The sequence below is a fragment of the Microcoleus sp. A006_D1 genome (assembly GCF_036702805.1).
Taxonomy (GTDB): Bacteria; Cyanobacteriota; Cyanobacteriia; order Cyanobacteriales; family Microcoleaceae; genus Microcoleus.
Map to the genome: position 1 here is coordinate 169,711 of NZ_JAUBVZ010000008.1, position 22,249 is coordinate 191,959.

General features: G+C 46.5%; 22 protein-coding genes. 6 read left to right on the forward strand and 16 right to left on the reverse strand.

All coding sequences use genetic code 11. From position 1 onward, the window contains the following. Positions 1-35 precede the first annotated feature (35 nt). From QUB68_RS16725 to QUB68_RS16750, 6 genes are all read right to left on the reverse strand, one after another. Entirely contained in the window at positions 36-1,826 is a 1,791-nt protein-coding gene (locus QUB68_RS16725; RefSeq protein ID WP_332994699.1) for an NAD+ synthase, read from the reverse strand. A 90-nt stretch (positions 1,827-1,916) separates the two neighbouring features. Beyond that, positions 1,917-2,210: an isochorismate lyase gene (locus tag QUB68_RS16730; protein ID WP_332994469.1), complete on the reverse strand. Its 294-nt coding sequence runs from the start codon at positions 2,208-2,210 to the stop codon at positions 1,917-1,919. Between the two features lie 70 nt (positions 2,211-2,280). Further along, positions 2,281-3,030: an NUDIX hydrolase gene (locus QUB68_RS16735; protein WP_332994471.1), complete on the reverse strand. Its 750-nt coding sequence runs from the start codon at positions 3,028-3,030 to the stop codon at positions 2,281-2,283. Continuing rightward, positions 2,991-3,590: a nicotinate-nucleotide adenylyltransferase gene (locus QUB68_RS16740; protein ID WP_332994472.1), complete on the reverse strand. Its 600-nt coding sequence runs from the start codon at positions 3,588-3,590 to the stop codon at positions 2,991-2,993. Before QUB68_RS16740 ends, QUB68_RS16735 begins: the two co-directional genes overlap by 40 nt. A 272-nt stretch (positions 3,591-3,862) precedes the next feature. Then, positions 3,863-5,266: a nicotinate phosphoribosyltransferase gene (locus QUB68_RS16745; protein WP_332994475.1), complete on the reverse strand. Its 1,404-nt coding sequence runs from the start codon at positions 5,264-5,266 to the stop codon at positions 3,863-3,865. A gap of 229 nt (positions 5,267-5,495) precedes the next feature. Then, positions 5,496-5,627: a hypothetical protein gene (locus QUB68_RS16750; protein ID WP_332994478.1), complete on the reverse strand. Its 132-nt coding sequence runs from the start codon at positions 5,625-5,627 to the stop codon at positions 5,496-5,498. A 128-nt stretch (positions 5,628-5,755) separates the two neighbouring features. Between QUB68_RS16750 and QUB68_RS16755 the strand changes: the two genes are divergently transcribed. Continuing rightward, positions 5,756-5,905 (forward strand): isochorismate synthase, encoded by a 150-nt coding sequence (locus QUB68_RS16755; protein ID WP_332994480.1) that lies wholly within the window; start codon positions 5,756-5,758, stop codon positions 5,903-5,905. Between the two features lie 124 nt (positions 5,906-6,029). On the opposite strand, the gene QUB68_RS16760 is transcribed toward QUB68_RS16755, so the two are convergent. Continuing rightward, positions 6,030-6,728, reverse strand: coding sequence for a diacylglycerol/polyprenol kinase family protein (locus tag QUB68_RS16760; protein WP_332994482.1), 699 nt, complete (start codon positions 6,726-6,728; stop codon positions 6,030-6,032). A 154-nt stretch (positions 6,729-6,882) separates the two neighbouring features. On the opposite strand from QUB68_RS16760, the gene QUB68_RS16765 reads away from it, so the two are divergent. Further along, positions 6,883-7,197, forward strand: coding sequence for a BrnT family toxin (locus tag QUB68_RS16765; protein ID WP_332994484.1), 315 nt, complete (start codon positions 6,883-6,885; stop codon positions 7,195-7,197). Positions 7,198-7,231: 34 nt separating this feature from the next. Then, the gene (locus QUB68_RS16770; protein WP_332994486.1) at positions 7,232-7,471 is read left to right on the forward strand and encodes a hypothetical protein; all 240 of its coding nucleotides are present in this window, start codon (positions 7,232-7,234) and stop codon (positions 7,469-7,471) included. Between the two features lie 343 nt (positions 7,472-7,814). Here the strand turns inward: QUB68_RS16770 and QUB68_RS16775 are convergent, their stop codons facing one another. Beyond that, positions 7,815-8,771 (reverse strand): glycosyltransferase family 2 protein, encoded by a 957-nt coding sequence (locus QUB68_RS16775; protein ID WP_332994488.1) that lies wholly within the window; start codon positions 8,769-8,771, stop codon positions 7,815-7,817. Between the two features lie 188 nt (positions 8,772-8,959). Beyond that, positions 8,960-9,430: a tetratricopeptide repeat protein gene (locus tag QUB68_RS16780; RefSeq protein ID WP_332994489.1), complete on the reverse strand. Its 471-nt coding sequence runs from the start codon at positions 9,428-9,430 to the stop codon at positions 8,960-8,962. A 76-nt stretch (positions 9,431-9,506) separates the two neighbouring features. Between QUB68_RS16780 and QUB68_RS16785 the strand changes: the two genes are divergently transcribed. Then, positions 9,507-10,751: a glycosyltransferase family 4 protein gene (locus QUB68_RS16785; protein ID WP_332994490.1), complete on the forward strand. Its 1,245-nt coding sequence runs from the start codon at positions 9,507-9,509 to the stop codon at positions 10,749-10,751. A gap of 46 nt (positions 10,752-10,797) precedes the next feature. Next, positions 10,798-12,717, forward strand: a complete 1,920-nt coding sequence (locus QUB68_RS16790; RefSeq protein WP_332994493.1) for a hypothetical protein — start codon at positions 10,798-10,800, stop codon at positions 12,715-12,717. A gap of 448 nt (positions 12,718-13,165) precedes the next feature. Here the strand turns inward: QUB68_RS16790 and QUB68_RS16795 are convergent, their stop codons facing one another. Together QUB68_RS16795 and upp are read right to left on the reverse strand one after the other, a co-directional pair. Beyond that, the gene (locus QUB68_RS16795; RefSeq protein WP_332994496.1) at positions 13,166-13,312 is read right to left on the reverse strand and encodes a hypothetical protein; all 147 of its coding nucleotides are present in this window, start codon (positions 13,310-13,312) and stop codon (positions 13,166-13,168) included. Between the two features lie 317 nt (positions 13,313-13,629). Beyond that, the gene (gene upp / locus QUB68_RS16800; protein ID WP_332994497.1) at positions 13,630-14,265 is read right to left on the reverse strand and encodes a uracil phosphoribosyltransferase; all 636 of its coding nucleotides are present in this window, start codon (positions 14,263-14,265) and stop codon (positions 13,630-13,632) included. Between the two features lie 520 nt (positions 14,266-14,785). On the opposite strand from upp, the gene QUB68_RS16805 reads away from it, so the two are divergent. Next, positions 14,786-15,361, forward strand: coding sequence for a DUF4360 domain-containing protein (locus QUB68_RS16805; RefSeq protein WP_332994500.1), 576 nt, complete (start codon positions 14,786-14,788; stop codon positions 15,359-15,361). Positions 15,362-15,702: 341 nt separating this feature from the next. On the opposite strand, the gene QUB68_RS16810 is transcribed toward QUB68_RS16805, so the two are convergent. The 5 genes from QUB68_RS16810 to QUB68_RS16830 all read right to left on the reverse strand — a co-directional run bounded on the left by QUB68_RS16810 (position 15,703) and on the right by QUB68_RS16830 (position 22,220). Continuing rightward, positions 15,703-16,950, reverse strand: coding sequence for a URC4/urg3 family protein (locus tag QUB68_RS16810; protein WP_332994503.1), 1,248 nt, complete (start codon positions 16,948-16,950; stop codon positions 15,703-15,705). After that, positions 16,947-18,029, reverse strand: coding sequence for an adenylate/guanylate cyclase domain-containing protein (locus QUB68_RS16815; RefSeq protein ID WP_332994505.1), 1,083 nt, complete (start codon positions 18,027-18,029; stop codon positions 16,947-16,949). The genes QUB68_RS16810 and QUB68_RS16815 overlap by 4 nt, the downstream gene beginning before the upstream one ends. Positions 18,030-18,131: 102 nt before the next feature. Further along, on the reverse strand, positions 18,132-19,382 hold the full coding sequence (locus QUB68_RS16820) for an RNA-guided endonuclease InsQ/TnpB family protein (protein ID WP_332994506.1): 1,251 nt from the start codon (positions 19,380-19,382) through the stop codon (positions 18,132-18,134). A gap of 209 nt (positions 19,383-19,591) precedes the next feature. Then, positions 19,592-20,839: a GTP cyclohydrolase II gene (locus QUB68_RS16825; protein WP_332994508.1), complete on the reverse strand. Its 1,248-nt coding sequence runs from the start codon at positions 20,837-20,839 to the stop codon at positions 19,592-19,594. Positions 20,840-21,311: 472 nt separating this feature from the next. Next, positions 21,312-22,220, reverse strand: coding sequence for a class I SAM-dependent methyltransferase (locus QUB68_RS16830; protein ID WP_332994510.1), 909 nt, complete (start codon positions 22,218-22,220; stop codon positions 21,312-21,314). Positions 22,221-22,249 lie beyond the last annotated feature (29 nt).

Below are 22,249 nucleotides of genomic sequence, written 5' to 3' on the forward strand. Positions count from 1 at the left end.
CCTCTCCCATGTAATGTTTATTTATAACCACCTGCTTAAAAGGAAGCTTTGGCGATCGGCATCCGCCAACCGGTACCAAAAGCTCGATCGCTAATTTTCAAACCGGGCGCTGCTTGGCGCCGTTTAAACTCCGATTGCGTGACTAATTTTACTACAAGTTTAACCACCGCTGCATCGTGTCCCGCCGCCACAATTTCTTGGACACATTCATGATGTTCGATTAACCGCTGCAAGATGTCATCCAAAACATCGTAAGCCGGCAAAGAATCTTGGTCAATTTGCCCGGGTTTCAGTTCAGCACTCGGCGCTTTACTGATAATATTAACCGGAACGATCTCTTTCCCCATTCCGCTGTCAGAATTCAGCCACCTACAAAGCGAATAAACGCGAGTTTTTGGGACATCGGAAATCACCGCCAATCCCCCATTCATATCGCCGTAGAGAGTGCAGTAACCCACCGACATTTCCGATTTATTGCCAGTCGAAAGCAGCAGATGTCCGAACTTGTTGGAAATGGCCATCAACAGATTGCCACGAATCCGCGATTGAATATTTTCTTCAGCAATCCCGAAAGTTGTATTCAGGAACAAATCGGCGAGAGTGCGATCGTAAGTTTTCATCAAATCGCCGATCGGCAATAGTTCGATCGCCATACCCAGATTTCGGGCTAATTCCAAAGCATCATTAACCGAATGATCCGAACTGTAAGGAGAAGGCATCAGCACGCCCAGCACATTTTCGGGCCCGATCGCCCAACTGGCGATCGCCGCCACCAAAGCCGAATCTATCCCGCCACTCAAACCAAGTACAACCTTAGAAAAACCGCACTTACGAACATAATCTCGCACTCCAAAAACCAAAGCCGCCCAAATTTCTGCATCTCCCAATGGCGGTTCAAAACTTAAATCTGTTTCTGTTATGGAACGGGCAAGATGCCCGTTCCCACCGCTACTAATCAAACGTGGTTTTTGTGCTTCACATTCCCATCCCAAATCACTTGTGGAACGGGCATCTTGCCCGTTCCCACTGCCAATCAAATCTTGTTTATTTGCGTCATATTCCAGCACCGCAAAATCAGTTTCAAAAGAAGCCAATACCTGAATCAAATCACCCTTGCGATTCAGAGCAAAACTGCTGCCATCAAAAATAATATCATCATTTCCCCCTACCTGATTAGCATAAACAATCGGTATCCCGAAGCGGATGGCGCTGTGCTGCAACATCGCCGATCGCACTTCCCGCTTCCCCACAGAATACGGCGATGCCGACAAATTAACCACTAAATCCACGCCGAATTTTGCCAAATCGGAAATAGGATCGCCCGCGTAACTGCGTTTACCCCAAAACTCCTCATTGTTCCACAAATCCTCACAAATTGTAACGCCAATTTTGCGATCGGCAATAGTAAAGTAATTGCTGTTTTCTCCGGGTTCAAAATATCTATCTTCATCAAATACATCATAGGTAGGCAACAAGCGTTTATGAAAAACTTGTTTAACCGCGCCATTTTGCAACAAAACAGCGCTGTTAAACAATGATTTGCCGCCGAGTTTAACAGCATCAGCATTAGGTACGACAGTGCCGACAATCACCGCCAACTCGGGTGGCAAAGCTCGCGCCAGTTGGTGCAACTGTGCTGCGGCGGCGGCAATGAAACTCGGATCGAGCAACAAATCGCGCGGCGGATAACCGATCAGGGAAAGTTCCGGTGTTAGCAATAAGTTGGCGCCCTCAACAGCAGATCTTTTCGCAGCCTCCAGAATTAGGTTGGAGTTGCCAAAGATATCACCAATAGTAGGGTTGAGTTGTGCGATCGCAATTTTCATCATATTACCAAATCACCTCATAAATCTTGCTAACAGTCCGCCCGCGCGGACTCAATTTCCTATATGCCTAGATTTGAATGTAGGGAAACATTAATCAGATTTGTAATGTTTCAACTCTTCCTCAATATAATAATTTACCAAATCCCGGTAAAGATTTTCAACCACATCAGGATTCAAACCAGATTCTTTAGCCCACTCGCGCCGCTGCTGTAACATAGCGTGAAAGCGATCGGACGATCTAACGCCAGCTTCACTCGTTTTGAACCTTGCAGCGGCGATGACGTATTGAAATCTCTTGCTCAAAGCGTCGATCACTTCTCGATCGATGATATCAATTTCCTCCCGAACTTCGTGAATATTAGCGCATTCCTCAGGGTCTTTCATCGCCGGCACTCCTTAATAGCTTCTATTCTAATCTTACTAAATTGATCCCCGAATGTCATCCAAAGAACCGCTAGATAAACACCAACGGCTTATTTTTGAAAGGAGCAAAAGCTGCCGCATCAAAGCGGTACAAACTAGCAGGGCGGCCGGCCCCCCGCGAAACCTTAACACCGGTATCGCACAAAAAACCCAATTTCAACAATCGAGCTCTAAAATTAGAGTAATCCGAAAAATTTTCCCCCAAAATAGTCGTATACAGTTGATACAAATCGCTCAAAGTAAAAAGCTCCGGCAAAACTTCAAAAGCTACCGGGCTGTATTCAAGTTTGTTACGCAGTCGTCGGTATCCGTATTCGAGAATTTGATTGTGATCGAAGGCTAGCTGAGGAACTTGTTGCACGGGATACCAAGCAATGCCGCCGACGCGGTGCCCGACACCCGCAACTACACTCCCAGCAATTAACTCAGCTTCCTCAAACCGCACCAAAGCAAAATAACTCACTGAAAGATAGCGATCGCCCCTGGTGAATTCCCTCGGATCGCGCCCAGGTTCCCCGAAAGTATACAATTGCTCCAAATACAAATTTTTGACCCGAATTTTTTCCGACAAAATCCGGTAAGCCGAATTTTCCAGAGACTCTCCATGCCGCACCAAAGTACCGGGAAGACTCCAAAAATCGATAAACGGTTCGTCTGGCCGCATTACCAACAGCACCAACAAGCGGTTCTGCACGGTATCGACGGAGAAAATCACATTATCTACTCCTACTTTAAAGTCAGCTAATGAGCAACCTTCGCTCTTTTTCGTTCCTCGTGCCATGCGTACAAATGCTCCCGATTAATGTAATCTTCGATAGTTGGAGTTAGGGCTTCCGTGTCTCCTGTTTCGCGATAGGAGGTTGAAGAAACATCGGGAGCAGTCAAAGAGGCGATCGCCACCTCTGCACCCAGGCGCCTCAACTGCCACAAATCTAACTGTTCTGAGGGATAACCAGGTCGCGGTACTATTAGCAAATCCACTTGTTTTAACAACTGTTCAAATTTGTACCAGCGAGGCAGTTGTCCCACCAAGTCGGAACCTATTACCATCGTCAACTCTGCATCCGGCCACTGCAATCTTGCTTGTTCCACGGTTTCTAGCGTCCTTGGACTGCTGAGCTCTGGATGCAAGCACAGATTCTGTCTCGGCGCATTAATTTCTTGAATGATTAACAGCAGCATTGCCGATCGATGTTCTAGGGATGTTTGGTGCGACTTAAAAGGATTGTCCGACGCCCAAACTGCTACCCAATCAAAATGCTGAGAAAGCCAACTCAGGATTGTTTTGTGTCCCGCTGTCGGCGGATCGGCACTGGTTCCAAACAAGGCAATTTTCTGCATAGGGAATCGGTAATGGGGAATGGGAAATGGGAATTACTCGTTATATCGTGTCCGATCGATTAACCGCACTAAAAACGGTTCGTAGGTTCGTAGTGCGTCCTGGTGTCCGCTCTCCGGCTGCGCGGACACCAGGACGCACTACAAACCGTTTACTCGTTACCAGACTAAGCGCAGCGAGGCAGAGCAAGAGTGATCGGGGTTCCCAGGCTCTTAGCCTGGGAACCAGTTATAATTTCAGTCTTAAATTAAAACCAATGACTAATGACCAATAACTAATGACTCTTTTTAGTTTTTTGGGTGAGAGTTTGCAAATCGGTAGAAATTTCCACGGGTGGCGAAATCGGGTTATTTAGTTGGCGAGTTTCTGGCGGCAGACTGGCGACAGAAGCAGCAGTTCGTTTGGCGATCGCCTCCAAACTTTCCGACTCCTGCACTCGTTTGCCTTCCTTGACAATCAATTTCATTAATGGTATGTAAGAATCCCAATTGTGAAGAGTTTCCTCGGACAATCCCAAACAATCACCGATAATTTGTCCATTTTTCACAGTTCTAAAAATTTGCTTTCTTCCCGGATACGTTAGTTTGCCGCTGGCCTCCTTCATCACCGGAATCCCGTCAATTTCCACCAACTTATAAACACCGTTTACAGGCGAACCGCTGACCAACTTCGTTCCCAAACCGTAACCGTCAATGCAAGCGCCGGCACTTTTTAATTTAGCAATTTCTAGCTCGTCCAAATCGCCGCTGACAATAATTGGCACGCCCGGAAGGATCGATCGCACTTCCTTCGACAGCGCCGCCAAATCCCCCGAATCCAGCCGCACGCCTTCCAACTGGATTTCACCGCTGTTTACTCGCGATGCCAACATCCGCGCCGCCGCCACAGTATCGTAAGTATCGATCAGCAGCGGTGCGCCGGGAAAATAGCGGTGAAACGCTGCAAACGCCTGATTCTCGCTGCCTTCGAGAGCCGACACAGCCATTACTAAAGCATGGGCGATCGTACCAACAGGCTTGCGCCCCAACTTCAAAGCAGCCAAAACATTAGAAGTGCCATCGAACCCAGCAGCCAGAGCCGCCCTCGCCGCCCACACAGCAGCTTGAGGCCCAAAAGCCCTGCGCGTCCCAAATTCCAGCAACTTAGCGTCTGGGCCCGCCACATCCCGCAGTCTGGCCGATCGCGTCGCGATTAAAGTTTGATAATTGATCGCATTCAACAAATAAGTTTCGACTAACTGAGCCTGCCACAGAGGAGCCTCGATCCGCAGCAGAGGCTCGTTGGCAAATACCGCAGTCCCCTCCGGCACCGCCCAAACATCGCCCGTAAAGCGGGCTGTGGCGAGTAGAGTCCAAAATCGCTCCGGCGCGCCAGCAAAAATCCCGGTGGACTGCAAAGCCTGAATTTGCGCCTCCGAGAACCGAAATTTCTCTAGATAGTCCAAAACTTGAGCTAAACCCATGGCGATCGCATAACCAAAACCCTCTGGTAGCCTGCGCGCGAACAATTCAAAACTCGCAGTGCGATCGTCGAGCCCTTCCCCGACATAACAAGCAGCCATCGTTAGCTGGTAGAGATCGGTCAACAGGCTGTAATCTGCTGGACAAACCGTGAGTTCCCGATCTTCTAAGATTTCCTCAAAACCCGCGAGGTGCAGGCTTTCTGTCGCAGTTTTCATAGCTAAAAACCCCGGACAAACTTTGTTTTTTTAATTATAGTGACAAACACCATATCTTTTTGTAAATATTTGATTAAGATTGCTGGTACTATCTGAAATAATCCTGAATTCTCGCCGTGAATAGAGGGTTTCAGGTTAATTTATGGATGAATATTATGGTAGGATCAATAAAAACATCAATTTGACAATCTGAGCAATTAACCCAAAAAACTCAAGCGTTATGGTTTTTTCAGGACAATATTTGTTTGCAGCCTTGGAACAAACTTAAAAAACCCCGTTTCTGAAAGTTGTGACTGCTGGGGTTGAGTAAGGAGAAATATACCAGCCAATGAGGTCGATCGCCCAAAAAAGCGCCAGTCATAAAAGCTTCAGTTTGCTTCGATGTTGCAGACTAATAAGTAATTCAAACAAATATTGCTAAAGCAATCGCAATACAGAAGCTAAAAGTAATATAAAAGTATCAGAACCCAGACAAGAGAGGCAGATTTCATGAATCTTTCTAAATCTTTTGCAAACGCGATGCGTTACGTTTCGGAAGCAGCGGTGCGGATTTTCAGCCCCAGCGATGACAACTATCCAAATAGTGGAGTTCAACCTTTTGAAGGTAAACTCTCCAAAAGTTCTAAATTCAAAGAATGAGCAGCAATTCAGCGAGTTTATACCTATATGTAGGGCGCTAGAAAAACTCACCTTACTGCGGTGAGAATTAGGTCGATCGTGAGGACGAAGAGTCCTCATATTTTTATGAGGACTCAAGTCCTCACTACGAACCAATTACCCAAAATTGATTGAGGAAAAAGGCGATCGCAGCACTGCCGATCGGCACAGTCAAATTGTCAATTCCCAGCTTGGAAACCGACTCCAAAGTAGCAGCAGCCAAAGCCACAATTGCTGACACCGCCCAAGTTTGCCAAATATTTCCTTGAACGAAGAGCAAAATCAAACTGCTAACAGCAAAACTCACCAAATACATAGTTGCAGAACCTTCCCAACTCTTCTGGATTCCCCAAACTCGATAAATATGTTTACCGTATTTTTTGCCGATGACAGCGGCCAATCCGTCGCCCCAAGCCATTACTAAAATCCCCAAAGCAGCGTATTCTTGATGTTGTAGCGGCCAAAACCAAGCTACGAGAACGCTGATACTCACAGCATAGAAAAAAGTCCCGAAACTCTTGCGGTTGATACTGTTAAGACTGGGCAAAATCGGAAATTGGTAGGAAATTAGGGCGATCGCACCAGCCAAAAAACCCGCCGATATCCCCACCCAGCCCGGTATTTCCAGCCACCAAGCCAGCAAAATCACGTTCCCAGTACCGATGTGAACCACCTTCCGCGATACCTCCGCATCGACAGCGGTAAAGCGGTTTAACCCCTCAGCTACCAGCAAAATCAAGCCCAACCAGGCTCCCACGAGGGAAATTTGCAACCACACAGTCGGAATTTCAGATAATATAGACACGATATTTAGGAAAAACTGCGATCGGGCACTGTGTACTACTTTAGTAGAGATTCAATCCATTTCGGCCGGAGAGGGCGATCGCGATTTAGGGAGAAAAATTCGTGCATTCTTTAAGTCGATTCACCGCATAACGTATTGACAATGTAAATACATCTTGGTTACACTATCAGGTATGGATGTGTATTTCGTACTCAATGGTGTAGCCTTCGTTTGGAATGACGAGAAAGCTCGGATCAATCCCAGAAATCATGACGGCGTAACATTTCAGCAAGCAGCAGAAGCCTTCTTCGATCCGCTTCTAGTGGTGGTTGATGCCAGTCGCAACGATGAAGAGCGAGATGCTGTCATTGGTTTGGACAGACATTGGAATCTTTTGTATGTCGTCTACATTGAGCGTGAAAACGACATCATTCGGATAATTTCGGCTCGTAAAGCTACACGCAAGGAACGCGAATACTATGAAAATTGAGGCATTGAAAAAGCGACTAGATAGAAATCGTCCCATGACAAGTATCACCATTCGGATGCCCGAAGATGTGATCGAAGATTTGAAACGAGTAGCACCATTGCTGGGTTTTTCTGGTTATCAGCCATTGCTACGTGCTTATATTGGACAAGGATTGCGATCGGATCTGGAGCGTCTAGAAGGTGATACAGTTTCTGCGTTGATTGCCAGTTTGAAGCGTCACGGTGTGAGCGAAGCAGTCATTCGTGAAGCACTTAGCGAAGTCACTCAGCAGTGAATGTTTAAAATTAGAGGAAAATAGGTTTGATTTCTATGCAATATGTCTTAATTATTCATGAAGTAGACTCGGCGGTTGAAACCGCGTCTACACAAACGAAGTCTGCCTCCGCAGACTGAAGAAAATAACGTGATTTTAACCACCCACTCTTCAACCTGCGGAGGCAGGTTTTGTCTGTATAGACGCGGTTTCAACCGCCGTCTCAACCGCTGAAGAAAATAACGTGATTTTAACCACCCACTCTTCAACCTGCGGAGGCAGGTTTTGTCTGTGTAGACGCGGTTTCAACCGCCGTCTCAACCGCCGTCTCAACCGCCCGGTATTCTGTCGAAATTCTCTACCTTCACAACTCGCGTTTCAACAACTCCCGCACCGCCGCAAAAGCCCTCCCCCGCCACTTTACCGGCAGCAGCGACAATCCCAAACCAGCCCACATTTTCGCCTCAGAAACTGACTTTCCCGATCGCACCATCCGCCGCCCTTTTGCTGTTTCACCCACCTCAATCAGCCGCAAACCTAGCGCTAATTGAGTTTCTGCAATCCTCTTGAACCTGACTGATTCCAACTTCTCGGAGTCAAACTCGTAGCTGGTCAAATAGCGCAATTTATCGCTTAAATACGGAATTGCCCGATCGACTCCTTGCTGTCCTGCATGAAATCGATACTCCATCAACAGCTCCGGCAAGTAATAGCACTTTTTGCCCGCAATTGCAAGTCTCACAAACAAATCGTTATCTTCGCAATTTTGCCAATTCGGCCGCAGAAATCCGACTGCTTCTAGGGCGCTGCGCCGAAACAAAGTTGCGCCTATTTGCAAACTTTGTCTCAAAAAAACTGTAGCCAACAAATCTTCAATAATTCCCGCCGACAACTCGGTGCGGCCCCACTGCTGCGAATTCAGTTTTGTCTGGTTTTCGTCAATATTATTGTGAATGTCGATCGCCCAGTGATCTGTACTGACAAAATCGATGCTGGGGTCTTTATCTAAAATAGCAGATGTCCGCTCTAGAAATTGCGCGCTCAGGCGATCGTCATCGTCAAATTTAATAAAATATTCGCCCCTTGCCGCCGCAAAGCCCGATCGCATATTATTGCTTTTACCGATATTCTGCGGGTGGCGAATGTAGCGAATCGGGCGATCGACAAATTCCGACATCAACAGCGGTGTGCTGTCCGTCGAACCGTCATCGCAGACAATTAATTCAAAATCTGTATAAGTTTGATCTAGCACGCTGGCGATCGCACTAGCCAGCAAATGCACTCGATTGCAAGTAGGAATGCAAACACTAATTTTCGGCACTAACTTAGACCATTTTAGATTTGAGATGTTAGATTTTAGATTTTAGATTGCTAAAAATTAAAGTCTTCCTTCTTCCTTCTTCCTTCTTGCAGACATCCGTTAAATCCGTTAGATAATCCGTTGCCGAACTTCCTTCTATCCGTTAAATCCGTTACGCAATCCGTTGCCGAACTTCCTTCTAGTTGACTTCAACTCAAACGAGCCGTACATTCTAGAATTAACTTTTGATTCACCAAAGCAAACGGTTGAATTTCTAAAGCGCGACGAAAAGCTCGAATAGCACTTCTGTATTCTCCCAGGGCAGCGTAGCACAAACCCAGACCGTGCAGCGCCCCAAAATGCACCGGATTCAGTTTAAGAACCGTTTCGCAGTCGTGGAGCGACTTTTTATAATTTCCTTGGGTATAGTGAAGTACGGCGCGCCGATTCCAAGCTTCAGCAAAATCTGGCGCATCAGAGATCAGTTTCGTCAGCAAATCCAAAGCGTGGCGAACATCGCCTGCATCTTGCGAAACTTGCGATCGCCTGAGAATTTGCATCCCGTAATCTCCCTTCTGATTAAACCAAGTGCGCCAGAGTTCTGTAGTTGCCCGATCGCGCACGCTTTCGTCGGAGTTTTTCAAATCTTCGAGCAGCGCCTTGACAGATAATTCGTCCATAAGTGCGAGGATTGTTAAAAAGGTTTTATCAGTCAATTTTATCGCGACAGCGGCAACTTTATTTATCTAACATCTTATGAAGATTTTGATGCTTTCCTCGACTTTTCCCTACCCGCCAAGCCGCGGCGGAACTCAAGTAAGGACGTTTAATTTATTGAAATACTTGAGCCGGCGGCACGATGTAATTCTCGGTACTGTGCGATCGCCCGATGTCACAGATGCACAAATCGACGCATTACGAGGGCAAGTTACAGAATTAGCAGTTTTCGAGACTCCTGGAACAGTTTCCACCGGGATCGCTGGAAAAATCCGGCGTTTCAGTCAATTTTTGTTATCCGGGACGCCTCCCAACGTACTCTCAAGCTACTCAACAGCAATGCAGAATTGGGCTGACGAGTTGGTAACAGCCGGCAAATGCGATGCTGTCACCTGCGAACACAGCGTTAACGAGATTTACGTGCGTCCAGAATGGCGGCAAAAACTGCTGACAGTCGCAAATATTCACAGTTCGGTTTGGGGAACTTGCAGGGAAATGTTAGCCACCGGCACGTCCGAAAATCCCCTGCGCGATCGCCTGAATTTACCCCTACTCGCCCGCTACGAACAACGCTACTGTGCCAAATTCTCCCGGATTGCCACCACCACATCCACAGACAAGCAGCAACTCCTCGAATTGCTGTCGCCGCCCAGGCTGCGAGGGAAAGCAGATTTTTTTGTCCCTCCCATTGATGTGATTCCTAACGGCGTGGATGTGGCAGAATTTCCTTACCGCGCGATCGATCCGGGAGGACACACCTTAATTTTTGCAGGCGCCATGAACAATTTGCCCAATATTGACGCGGCGCGGTTTCTCAGTTTGCAAATACTGCCTTCTTTGCAGCAGCGCTATCGGGATACTACCCTGATCCTAGTCGGGGCCTCGCCAGTTCCGTCCGTGCTCGCTTTGGGGAAACTTCCGGGAATTCAAGTCGTAGGTCGGGTGCAAAGGATGGCAGAATATTTGCATCAGGCTGCTGTCTGTGTGGTGCCGATGCGGATTGGTTTTGGGATTAAAAATAAAACTTTGGAGGCGATGGCTGCGGGAACCCCAGTGGTTGCGAGCGATCGAGGTTTGGAAGGTTTAGCCGTCGATGGTAGCACCTCAGAACCGATCAGGGCCTTGCGGGCGAACGAAGTTCAGGAGTATGTTGAGGCGATTACCAGTTTGTTTGAAAATCATCAGCTAAGACAAGAACTGTCTGATAGTGCGCGATCGTTCGTAGAAAGCCAATACACCTGGGATATCATAGGTCGGCAGTACGATCGGCTATTCCAACTTTAAACTCTAAATTCTAAATTCTAAAATCTAAAATTCTAAAAATTGGACGATGGAACACAAAATCAACCCCTCAAAAAATCGAGCCAAACCCCCAGAAAATCAAAAAGTTGCTCCACCTCCGACAAGACGCCGCCGCCAAAACCGACGCCCCAAAAATCTTCAAGAGTCCCAGATTCCCATACCTGCGGCCCCAACTCCCGCCAGATATCCTTGGAAAAGACTGGTAGCAAATTTGACAGCCCTGAGTGTCTTGTGCGGGTGCTCCGCTTTGATGGGTGGCGGCGCTTGGCTGAGTTACCAGTTAATTGTCGATCCCAACGGCAACAAGTTGATCTCTCAGTTTGTGCCAGGATGGTCGCGCTTGCCTACAGGTAGCAGAGATTCCATCCAAACTCTGGATCAAATCAAAGCCAGCGTCCGAAAATTGGGATTCGTCACCGGAGAACCCCTGCCGCTTCCTGTCGATAAATCCACCGATAATTCTGTTTCCGATTTGCTGTTGCCGGTGATGGTGGAAAGAACTGTTAATGCTTCTACTGTTTGCAAAAATCCTTGCCGTCAAATTGTCGAACTTCGAGTGTACAACCGGGTGCAGCTTCCCGATCGCGATTCCGAGCCAGAGCAATATTTTCAGCTAGCAAGTTCAGTAAATATAGAAGGCCCTGCCGAATCTTTTGTCATTGCTTCTTTAGCTGATTCTCAATCTAACAATCAAGCCTCTAATCAGTCGCTACCCCTGACAGAATTGCGCCGCTTTGACGGCAAGCCCCCCGCCTCGGGCATTTGGTTTAATGTCAGCGGTAAACTGGTGCGCGGTGACAAGAAAATTCCCTACGGACAAGTTGTTCGCTACAACCCCAGCCAAAATCATTTAATCTCACTGTTGGATTGGGTGAGTGCGGCCGGACAACCGCCGAATTGGCAGCAAATTGTTAAGGGGCAAAACCCACAGTTGGCGATCGACCAAACAGTTGGTTTAGAGCCGCAATTTACCCTTTATCAAATTGGCCCCCGCAAATTTCTGCCGAATCCAGTTCAGTTAACAGCGATTTCTTTAGAAGAATTTGCCTTGAATGACGAGACTTACAAAAATGGGCTGCGGCTTGCGAACAGCGGGCTGTGGTCTCCGGGATTAAATGTCATGCGTATGGCTAAGACAAAAGCCGGTCAGAATTGGCCCGCAATCGCGCAAGCTCAGCTAGAAACGATCGAATTTCACGCTAAAATTACTCGGGCTCAGGCCCTCGCCTCTTGGGCCAGTCCCGGTCAACAAGTGCTCGCAGAATTGATCGACGGCCGCTGGAGCCAAGCTTTGCAAGTATTTGAAGCCGATCCCAGCAACAGTCACGAAATTGCCACCACCCTCAAAAATGACGGCGGGCGACTCTTGAACCGCGTAGACGCCGCCTTGAGAGTCAATGCCGCAGACGCCGATGTCAAAGCTTGGGGCGCCCTGATTGTAGCCGCTCAAGACGGAACTCGCGAGGCGATGACTTGGCTCGACCAGCAATTAGATACTGACAGCGAAACTAGAAGTCGAATTCGGAATTTGGTCAACAAACTTGAGGAAGCAGTTTCTCAGGCTCAAACTTTACAAGACCACAAGAGTCAAATCATTGGCTCTGCTACTGTAATTAGCAGTATCAATCCCGCTGAGTGGCTGGAACCCCAATCGAAAACCGAGTTAAAATTGACCGGAGAACAAGTTTGGTATCAGGTGCAGGTAGCCAGTTTTTACGACGGCCAACGCTGGGTCAATTCGCCTTTTGCAGATGTAGAAGTGCGGTCTTTTCCTGATACTCAAGTCAAGTGGCTCTGGGGACGGCTGGGCTTGCAGGCTGACCCCAAAATTCAGATTGAAGTAGCGATGGCTAACGGTCAACAAAGAGTCGCTGTGGGAACGGTGAAAGCCGTGCAGGTTCAAGACGGAAGTCTGCGCTTGCTGGCGGCCGTTGACAGGCGATCTTGACCTGGGACAGTTGACCTGGGACAGTTGATAGTTGACAGTTGATAGTTGACCTGGGACAGTTGACAGTTGAGGGCGACCTCTACCTGGAAGTCCGAGGATTCGAGTAATGAATAGTCTTGTTTTAATTTCTCGCCTTTAAGGAAGAGGCTTTAAACCAATTCTTTCTCGTAATCTGGGATCGAGCATTCGGTAGAGGGAACAGTCCGGGATGCACTCTTGACACCAAGAAAGCGGGTTTTTTACCATTTCTGTTGATTGCAACAGAAGTATTTCCGTAAAAAAACCCGGTTTCCGACCAGCGGTGCCTCCAAAACTAGGAAGAAGCAAAAGGCTTTCTTTTCCCCCTCCCCACTCTCCCGATCCCCTCCTATCAATCTTGCACCACAATGCAGACAACAATTTTCTTAATTAGCTCTACAGAACTTGTGCACAAAAAAACCTAGAGATATTAGATCGCGCCCTTTTTAGACAGTGCTGCAATCATCTGCCGTTTCACCGCTTTAGCCCAAAGCTCAAACTCTAAACTGTTGATGCTGTTAACTTTCACTTCCTCAGCAGGCTGATGTGGGGCTTCCTTCTGTGCTGTAGTCTCCATGATTTTTTTCCTCGTTCAAAAAATGTTAGTAGTCGATGTAAGCAGTCAGCATCATACCTCTATTGTATGTACTAATTACTGCTATTAGTTACACCAAATACATAGAATTTAACGATAGGATGCAGTAAATACATCTAGATCATGCAATTTGCGAATTCGAGATCAAAAATCCTGCAACCATGGCTACATATGGATTTTTCCTGACATTGAAATATTACAATTTACATAGTATGGGAGTATCAAACCAATAGTTATGTTATTCAACTTATTTTTAAATGAAGGTATTGGCATATACACCAAAAAAAAATTTATTAAATTTACATAGTGCCGTAAAGCCGATCGCCCGCATCTCCCAGTCCGGGTACAATATATCCGCGATCGTCCAAACGCTCATCAATAGCAGCCGTATAAATCGGCACGTCAGGGTGCTGTTGCTGGAAGTGCTCAATTCCCTCCGGTGCCGCCAGCAAGCACAAAAACTTAATAGACTTAGGATTAACTTCTTTAAGTCGATCGACTGCCGCCACTGCTGAGTTACCAGTAGCCAGCATCGGATCGACAATTAAAACATCTCGCTGTTCGATATCCAGCGGAACTTTGAAATAATATTCGATCGCCATATGAGTTGTCGGATCGCGGTACAAACCAATATGTCCCACCCTCGCCGACGGAATCAGTTCTAAAATACCATCTAAAAGTCCCTGACCAGCGCGCATAATCGAAACAATCACCATTTTCTTGGACGCAGCCAGCATCGGTGCATTCATTTGTGCGATCGGCGTTTCGATTAATTCGTATTTCAGCGGCAAATCTCGCGTCACCTCATAGGCTAGAAGCATCCCAATTTCTTTCAGCAACTGCCGGAACTTCCCCGTACTCGTTTGAGTTTGCCGCATCAGAGTTAACTTATGCTGTATCAAAGGATGCTCGATCACAGTAACTTTAGCAGTCATTTTTTTAAACAGTTAATTTTCTTAATTATAATTCTCCTGTCCTAAATCTGACATCAAATACAGATATCGTCTATTTTGCATCATTTACCGCTACCAGACCGAGCCTTTTACTACAACTCCAGCGGATCTGATTCCAGAAATCAAGCATATTCTTTCAAGCAATAGCGCCTGAATATAATTCGCAGCTCAACAAATATTCGCCAGTACAGCACCGACACAAAAACCCGATAGTTGTTCCCCAAAAACACTGGCAAAAAATCTATAAATTTTGGCATCGAATCGTCCGGAAGAGTATTTAAATGGCATGAAGCTTAGAAAGTACCAGGACAAAACAGGCATTAGTCCATCAACTAATGCTACTCGAAGAAGCCCAGAGCAAAATACAGGTATCTAGCTCTCAGTCAGAATCTGACTGCCTTTTCAGTAAAGGCCTGCACCTCCTAAATGGAAGGGCATAGCCTCAATCTTCCTTGAATTATTCAGGATTGTCCTAAGAAAAAAAACATTAAGGAGAACATCAATGAAATTTGTAAAACTCTTGCTAGCGACAGTATTAACGACTGCTGCTATCAGCCCCGCCTTTGCTGCTACTCCGTCAGTTCAAATATTAGGTGCAAGCTACGGTGGTAGCGGTTGCCCCGATCGCTCCGCCAGCGTCAGCGTCAGCCCCGACGGTCAAGAACTCACCATCCTATTTGATAAGTTTGCAGCCCAAGGGAATGTCTCAACAGAAAGGCGGAAAAGCTGCAATCTGAGCATTCCCATCAAAGTACCCCAAGGCTTCCAAATTTCTCTCTACGATGCCGATTACCGCGGCTACGTTGCTCCTAGAACCACAGGAAACCTGCGAGCAGAATACTTTTTCGCAGGAAGTCGCGGCCCAGTTTTTAATCGGAATTTAAGCGGTGAAACTAACTACAATGTTCGAGATAGTTTAGTCACTGTAGCTGATGTTTGGTCTCGCTGTGGCGACAGTGTAAATATGCGGGTGAATGCCTCGATGACAGCCAGTGGTGCGGGCGCAGCCACCGTTGACTCCTTCGATTTGGCTCATCGCGGTTTAGTTTATCACATCAAATATCGCACTTGCCGCTAAGCAAAATCGCCAAAAAAACATAACACCCATGACCCGGTTTCGTAAAGGAACCGGGTTTTTTACTGCGCTAATTATACCAATTATTAAAAATCATGCAACAGTAAGCTGTTCTACATTTAAATTGTGTGTCAAAAATCAATAAAACTCTTGTGGGATGGGCTTATAGCCCGTCCCGAATTTCCAATTTAAATACGCAACAGCTTATTTGTAGGCTGAAATCCGTTACATCCCGTACATTGCTCGTTGCCGAACTTCCTTAGATATCTTGCAAAAGTCCTTTTAATCAAATTTTGGAACTGGCTCTCCGGCCCGTTCTTAGCTATTTTTGCAAGAGGTCTCTTCTAAAACACAGTACCGTCACTTTCAATCAGAATTGGCGGCACTCCACCAGCCCTCAATTCTGCCGCAATTTTCCGCCCCGCCGCCCAAGTTCCCCCTTGCAAAATCTTCACCAGCGGCAATTCTGTCGCACTCAAATGCAGCTTTTTTCGCATAGCAGCGGCAATTTTATCTAAAAGAATCACAGTTAGCGATCGCCATTCCACTATAACCTCCGAACCCGGCAAATAACTCTCTTCAAAAATAGCCGCATCTTTTGCCCGCAGCAGCCCAATATCCAAACACAAACCACCGTTGCGGTACTCCGGCAATCCCGTCAACTCATCCAATCCGGCGACGACTAAACCAAGCTCTTGCAACGGTTCCAACAGCGAATAAGTCAACCACTGCGAGAGTTTGTGAAACGGCACAAATTCATCTCCCAAATTTTCTCCTTGTAATGCCGGATGCCGCCAAACATCGCCTAAATTAACACCAGCAATGGCATATCTTCCCGGCCAAATTTCCCCAAAACCAGTCAAAACAGCGCTCAACACATCAGCACAATCCACAGTTTCGACTCCAGAAACTCGACTGTCGAGCAAATATTTTGCCAAATTGCCGGGACGCGGGTTTTCGCTACCAAACAATAATGGATGCTGGCAAATCGCATTCCCCAAACGCTGCAACAATTGCAATCTGCCCGTTAAACCAACTAGCGGATTGTCTCGACTTACTTGAAATCCAGCAGCTAAAGTTTCTAGTTTTAATTGAGAAAGTCCCCGAGAATCAGCTTGAAGAGGAAAATCGGGATTGCTGGAAAAAACACCTTGACAAAACATCCGAAAAGTGGCTATTGCTAATCCTTCAGAACGGCGGTAAACCTGTCCTGTTTCTGCTTCGCAATACTGCCAATCTGCACCCGCACCGGCATCCAGCAAAACGCTGACAATTGCTAAATCAAACTTGATCTTAGCTTGTTCTATGAGTGAAAATCCTGCTAAAGCAGCATTCAATTCGGCGATGCGCGGTTGGTTGCCGGCTTCAAAATGCCGCCAGCGACTGTGAAAGGGAATGTTAAAATCGGGATACTGTTGGCGGGTTGTGTCGATTACATAATTTGCTGCTTTGTCGAGTTGGGATAAATCGACGCGGAAGTAGCGCAGTTTATTTTCGGAGGCTAAATCAAAAAGCCGATCGCACTTTTGGCGAATCGCAGCCGACGTTCTCAGATATTCTACAGTCTCAAGTTCAATATTGTCCAACTTCATACCACTAAGCACCGATAAACATCATTTTCTTTGAAAAAGTCAAACTGACTATAATCTAAAAGATTATCTAAAATCACATTTCTATCAATTTTGATCAGCTTGTATTCCCACTTCGAGCCGCTGACTTCGCGTCTTACTTGATCGGAAACTATCACCGAATTTTTTTCTGTACCCGGAGATACGATTTTACTCAAATCTTCCAACCTGTCGGCGATGTTAATATCTTTGCCGTAAGTACAAGAGCGAAATATATACAAATTTCCTTTAGCAATTCCCACCGACAAGCCGCAAGGTATTTGATTGCCGTGAATAAACAGTTTCCAATTCTCGCACAAACTTTCCATTGCAGCTAAAGCTGAGTGAGCTTCCGGGAAAGTCAACAAATGCGAGTCGCCAACAATACTCCGAATTGTGCCGCCGTATTCTTCGCAAATTGTTTTTTCAAAAGTATCGAAGTTCGTGAGCAAATATTCAACATCTTTGATAGAATTAGATTCTTGATAGGCAATAAAACCTCTCAAATCTGCTTTAATTATTGCTTGATTTTCTACAATTCTGGTTTTGTAACTTTGGTCAACCTTGTATACCTTTTCAGGTTCGCTCATTCCTTTCAAAGAAAACTCATTCACAAAAGATGTTTGGACTTCTGCTTTGTTGAGCGCCAGCCATGCTGCTTGCGACAAATATATTTCATCCTGCGGAGTTACTGATTCTATGCGCGCTGTTAAATTCACCGTATCGCCAAAGATATCTTTATCTTGATGCAAGACATCTCCCAATGTAATCGACACGCGAATAGCCAATCGTTCGTCGTTGGATTTGCTAGATTGTTCAGCTCTCAATTCTTGCTGCATTTCTAGGGCTGCCACCGCCGCTGCTGTGACGCTGGGAAAAATCATCCAAAACGAATCACCTTCTCCTTTAATTACGCTGCCTTCATTTCTGGTGCTAATATCTGAAATAAAATTTTTATGCTCGTTCAACAAACTACTTAAGTCCGACTGAGATAATTTTTTAACTCGGGCGGTATATCCGCAAATATCTGTTTTTACGATCACAGTAGAACGCAAATTAGCCATAACCTACCCTGACTGATCAAAAACCAGCAATAAATTTCATTTGGCAAAGACGCGATCGCTCGCGAACGATCGATCGCGTCTTTGCCATCTCAATCTCGTGAACTACCGACCAGCAATCGGAGTACCGATATGCTCTTTGCTTCCCAATTCAAGGGCAACCGCCTCGACAATAGTAGACTTGCGCCCATACTGTTTTGGTCTTACATTGCCTCCAAGGGCAGTAACGCTGGTTCCCAACGTCAATATCCGTAAGCCTTCATTTTTTATATTTATGGCTGCATTAATGTCTCGGTCATGCCGTTTCCCACAGTGGGGACAATTGAATTCACGGACAGACAGATCCATATGCGGCAGCGACAGTAATGTTTCAGAGCAAAGGTGTGACGATGGAAAGAATCGACCTACTTCTAGGTATACTTTACCCTCTGCTTCTGCTTTGTATTTGAGCATTGTACAGAACATTCCCCAGCCAGCATCACTGATGGATTTAGCTAGGCAATGATTCTTCACCATGTTCTTTACTGCCAGATTTTCTACGACAATGATTTGGTTTTTATCGACTATCTTACGGGATAGTTTATGTCGGAAATCTTCACGCACTCTAGCGATTCTGGCATGGACTTTAGCAACAGCCAATTTAGCCTTACGTCGCGATTTTGTAGTTTTATCTCGTTTGCGAGATAACTTACGCTGCTTCCGCTGATAGTTGCGTTCATGCTTTTTGAGATGTCGAGGATTCTGGTATTTAGAACCATCAGATGTGACAACAAAGTCAAGTAATCCAAGGTCAATACCGATGGCTTTACCGTCTTCATTCGCTAATGGTTTGTCAATACCATCATCCATCAGTAATGATGCGTAGTAACGACCGTCAGGCATTTTAGACACCGTAACAGTTTTTACGCTACCCACCAATTCACGATGAATTTTAGCCTTAACCACTCCAAGATTACCAGGGAATTTAATCTCGGTTCGACTCCGCTCACAGCAAGCATCATCACCCAAAACTTTAACATTCTGCGGAAATTGAATCGATTGTTTGTCGTGGCGTTTTTTGAAGGTTGGATATGCTGTTCGACCATCGAAGAAATTGATAAACGCTTGAGACAGATTCAGCACCGAGGACTGGAGGCACTGAGAGTAACACTCTTTGAGCCATTCATATTCAGTCTTCCAGAGTGGAATCTGTTTCTTCATTGTGAAAGCAGAGACACCTTTCCCAGTCTCTTTGTAGGTCTGGGACATGGTAGCCAATGACTGATTCCATACCCAACGGACACAGCCAAAAGCTTGCGCTAGATGGCTTTGTTGTTCCTCGCTGGGATAGATTCTGACCTTGACTGCTTTTAACACAATGTTATTTATCACGCTAAAAAAAACCATGATAACACAGGTACAAAGACTCTTACAAGGGTAAAGATTTGTTCGCTAAACGAGTCCACCCGGATGGTGCGCGGCACTCTTTGCGACGAAGAGTCAGATTGTAGGCGGGTGGAATCCGTCGCTCGCATGAACATCCCGACACCAAGCGGAGTACCGCTCTTCAAGCGAGGGATTCCCGTCTATGTAGCTAAATCACGTCCGATCGCTTCTGCAAGAATTGTAGCATCTGGCACGGGGTCTGGCGTGTAGTAGCCAGCGGCTTTTTTGGCGACGATTTCGACTTGTGCGTCTGCGGGAATCCAATCTTCAGGAATGGGGATGCGATCGACCACCTGAATGCCAGAATTGATAATCGCATTGTATTTCATATCGCTCATAGAAACTAAACTGTCAATCCGAGAGATACCCAACCAGTGCAGCACGTCAGGCATTAGTTCTTGAAACCGCATATCTTGAACTCCCGCAACACATTCAGTGCGAGTAAAATAGGCATCAGCGCGATCGCCACCTTCCTGACGTTTTCTGGCATTGTACACCAAAAACTTAGTAACTTCCCCCAAAGCTCTGCCTTCCTTGCGGAAGTAAACAATTACCCCAGAACCGCCAGATTGTGCAGTTTGGATGCAAATTTCAATCCCGTGTACCAAATAAGGGCGGCAAGTGCAGATATCCGAACTAAACACGTCAGAACCGTTGCATTCATCATGTACCCGTACCGCCAACTGCTTCTCTGGGTCAGAAATATTCGCGACATCGCCAATAATATAAACCGTAGTTCCGCCAATGGGCGGCAAGAAAACGTGCAAATCCGGCCGCGTCACTAAATCCGAGAACATACCGCCTGTTTGCTCGAACAGGACACGGCGGAGAAAGCTTTCTTGGGCTCCGATCCGCCGAGCAATTCCCGGCAAATACCACACCGGGTCGATCGCAATTTTAGTTACTGCTAAATTGCCGCCTTCTTTAACTATTTTGCCATCAATTTGCACCCGCCCCTTAGCGATGGCATCTTGCAATTCCGGCATACTAATGTGAGCTTTAGTAACAGCAATTGTCGGTCGAATATCGTATCCCTGCTGGGAAAATGAAGTATAAATTTCGCTAACCAAACCCCCAAAGGGATCGAGAGAAACAATCAAATTGCGATCGCCCCAACTCGGGTGAGGCCCGATATGTGCCGCCGGAGACGTGTTGGTAAAATCGGGGCGGTGATCCGCTTGGAGCGCGCCCGAAGCCACTGCTAGCGCTCGATAAACAGAGTAAGAACCCGAATGAGTGCCGATCGCATTCCGGTGAGAGGATTTGCTGAGGCTGCCAATCACAGGCCCCCGTTTCAGGGGATCGATTTCTCCCCAATAAATGGGAAGAGGTTTTGTGCCCGCTCTGTCGGGATGGGATGTTAAAACTATATGCTTGGGTTTTGACACAGTTATTTTTGACTCTTGCTATAGACACTGCTATTGGTTGTAAGCCGAATCGCCATCTGAAACAGTAATTCATCATACCAATAGTACAGGTATCCCTGTTGGAAACACTCGCGCTACACACAAAAAACCTTTGAGCGGCTTCAGTTTCAGGGTGACAGGAGCTTTTCGTCAAATTTGATATGAGTCCAGAGTTAAATCTTTCCCAGTATAGCCAACGCCAAAGACTGCACAACTGTCAAACCGCAATTTTGAAGTCAGTCTTGGACGCATTAAGACTAAAGAAACCGGGTTTTTTACCAAATCTGTGGGTAACAACTCGTCTTTTCGTAAAAAAACCCGGTTTCTGACCACCCGTGCGTCCAGGACTCGAAGTTTTAAGAGATGCGAAAAAAAGATTTGAGATGCGGAGCCACCAAGCTGCACTCGATCTCAAATCTCAAATCTCAAATCAAATACTTTTACTCAAACCTGCTTAATCCAGGCTTTGAGGATGACCAAATTCCATTAAAATTGCCTCGCCTTCGCCGCGCGAATCCAATTCCTTCGCAGCCTGCTGGAGATAGTTTTCCGACAGCAACCTACTGGAAATTTTATGAGGTAAAAACCAGCGATGGCGCCAACGCAAACAAAGCGAATAAGCCACCGCTGCTGGAAAAGAATAAGTGGACTGTCGCCGAATTACTAAACCAGCAACTTCTCCTGCTTTACTCAAAGTTTTGGGAGTGAATTGTATGATATTGCGGGGGAAATAAGCGCTGTGCCACCGCCAGCCGAGCAGGCGCGCCGATTCGCAGTCAAGGTTCGGTACGGATACCCAAATATAACCATCAGGTGCCAGCAATTGCCTCATGCAGTCGAGTGTTTGTGCAGGCGAAGGTGTTGCCATCAAAACATGAGAACAAGTGATAACATCAAACTTTTTCTCAGTACCGTTTTGTGCGATATATTCCTCCAAAGTGCCTGTAAAAACATCGAGTCCAGAATCGCGGGCCGCCGCCGCCGCCGATTCCCCAGGCTCAACCCCTTTAACTTCAACTCCCAGCTTTTTTAAGACTTGCAGAAAAGAACCTCCGCCACATCCTACGTCCAACAACCGCTTGCCCGCAGGAACAGGAATGTGTCGGTACTCGCCCCGCCGTTTTGCTTCTTCAACTACTGCATCTTCATCGTCAACGTGAGTGTTGTAGCACAGATAATCGGGGGGATAATAGGGAATCAATTCCTGCCAGCTAGGTTGGGGATTGAGAAATCCCAGACCGCAATCGTCACAGCCGAAGAGCGACCAATGCAGCGGTTCTTTAGGGCGCTCGCAATTGCCCACTTGGTTGCGAAAGCTGATTTTTGGGGAATCGCAAACAGGGCAATTTGTCAGTTGTTGCATGGTAAGTTTTTCTAGTTGTTGGGCACTCT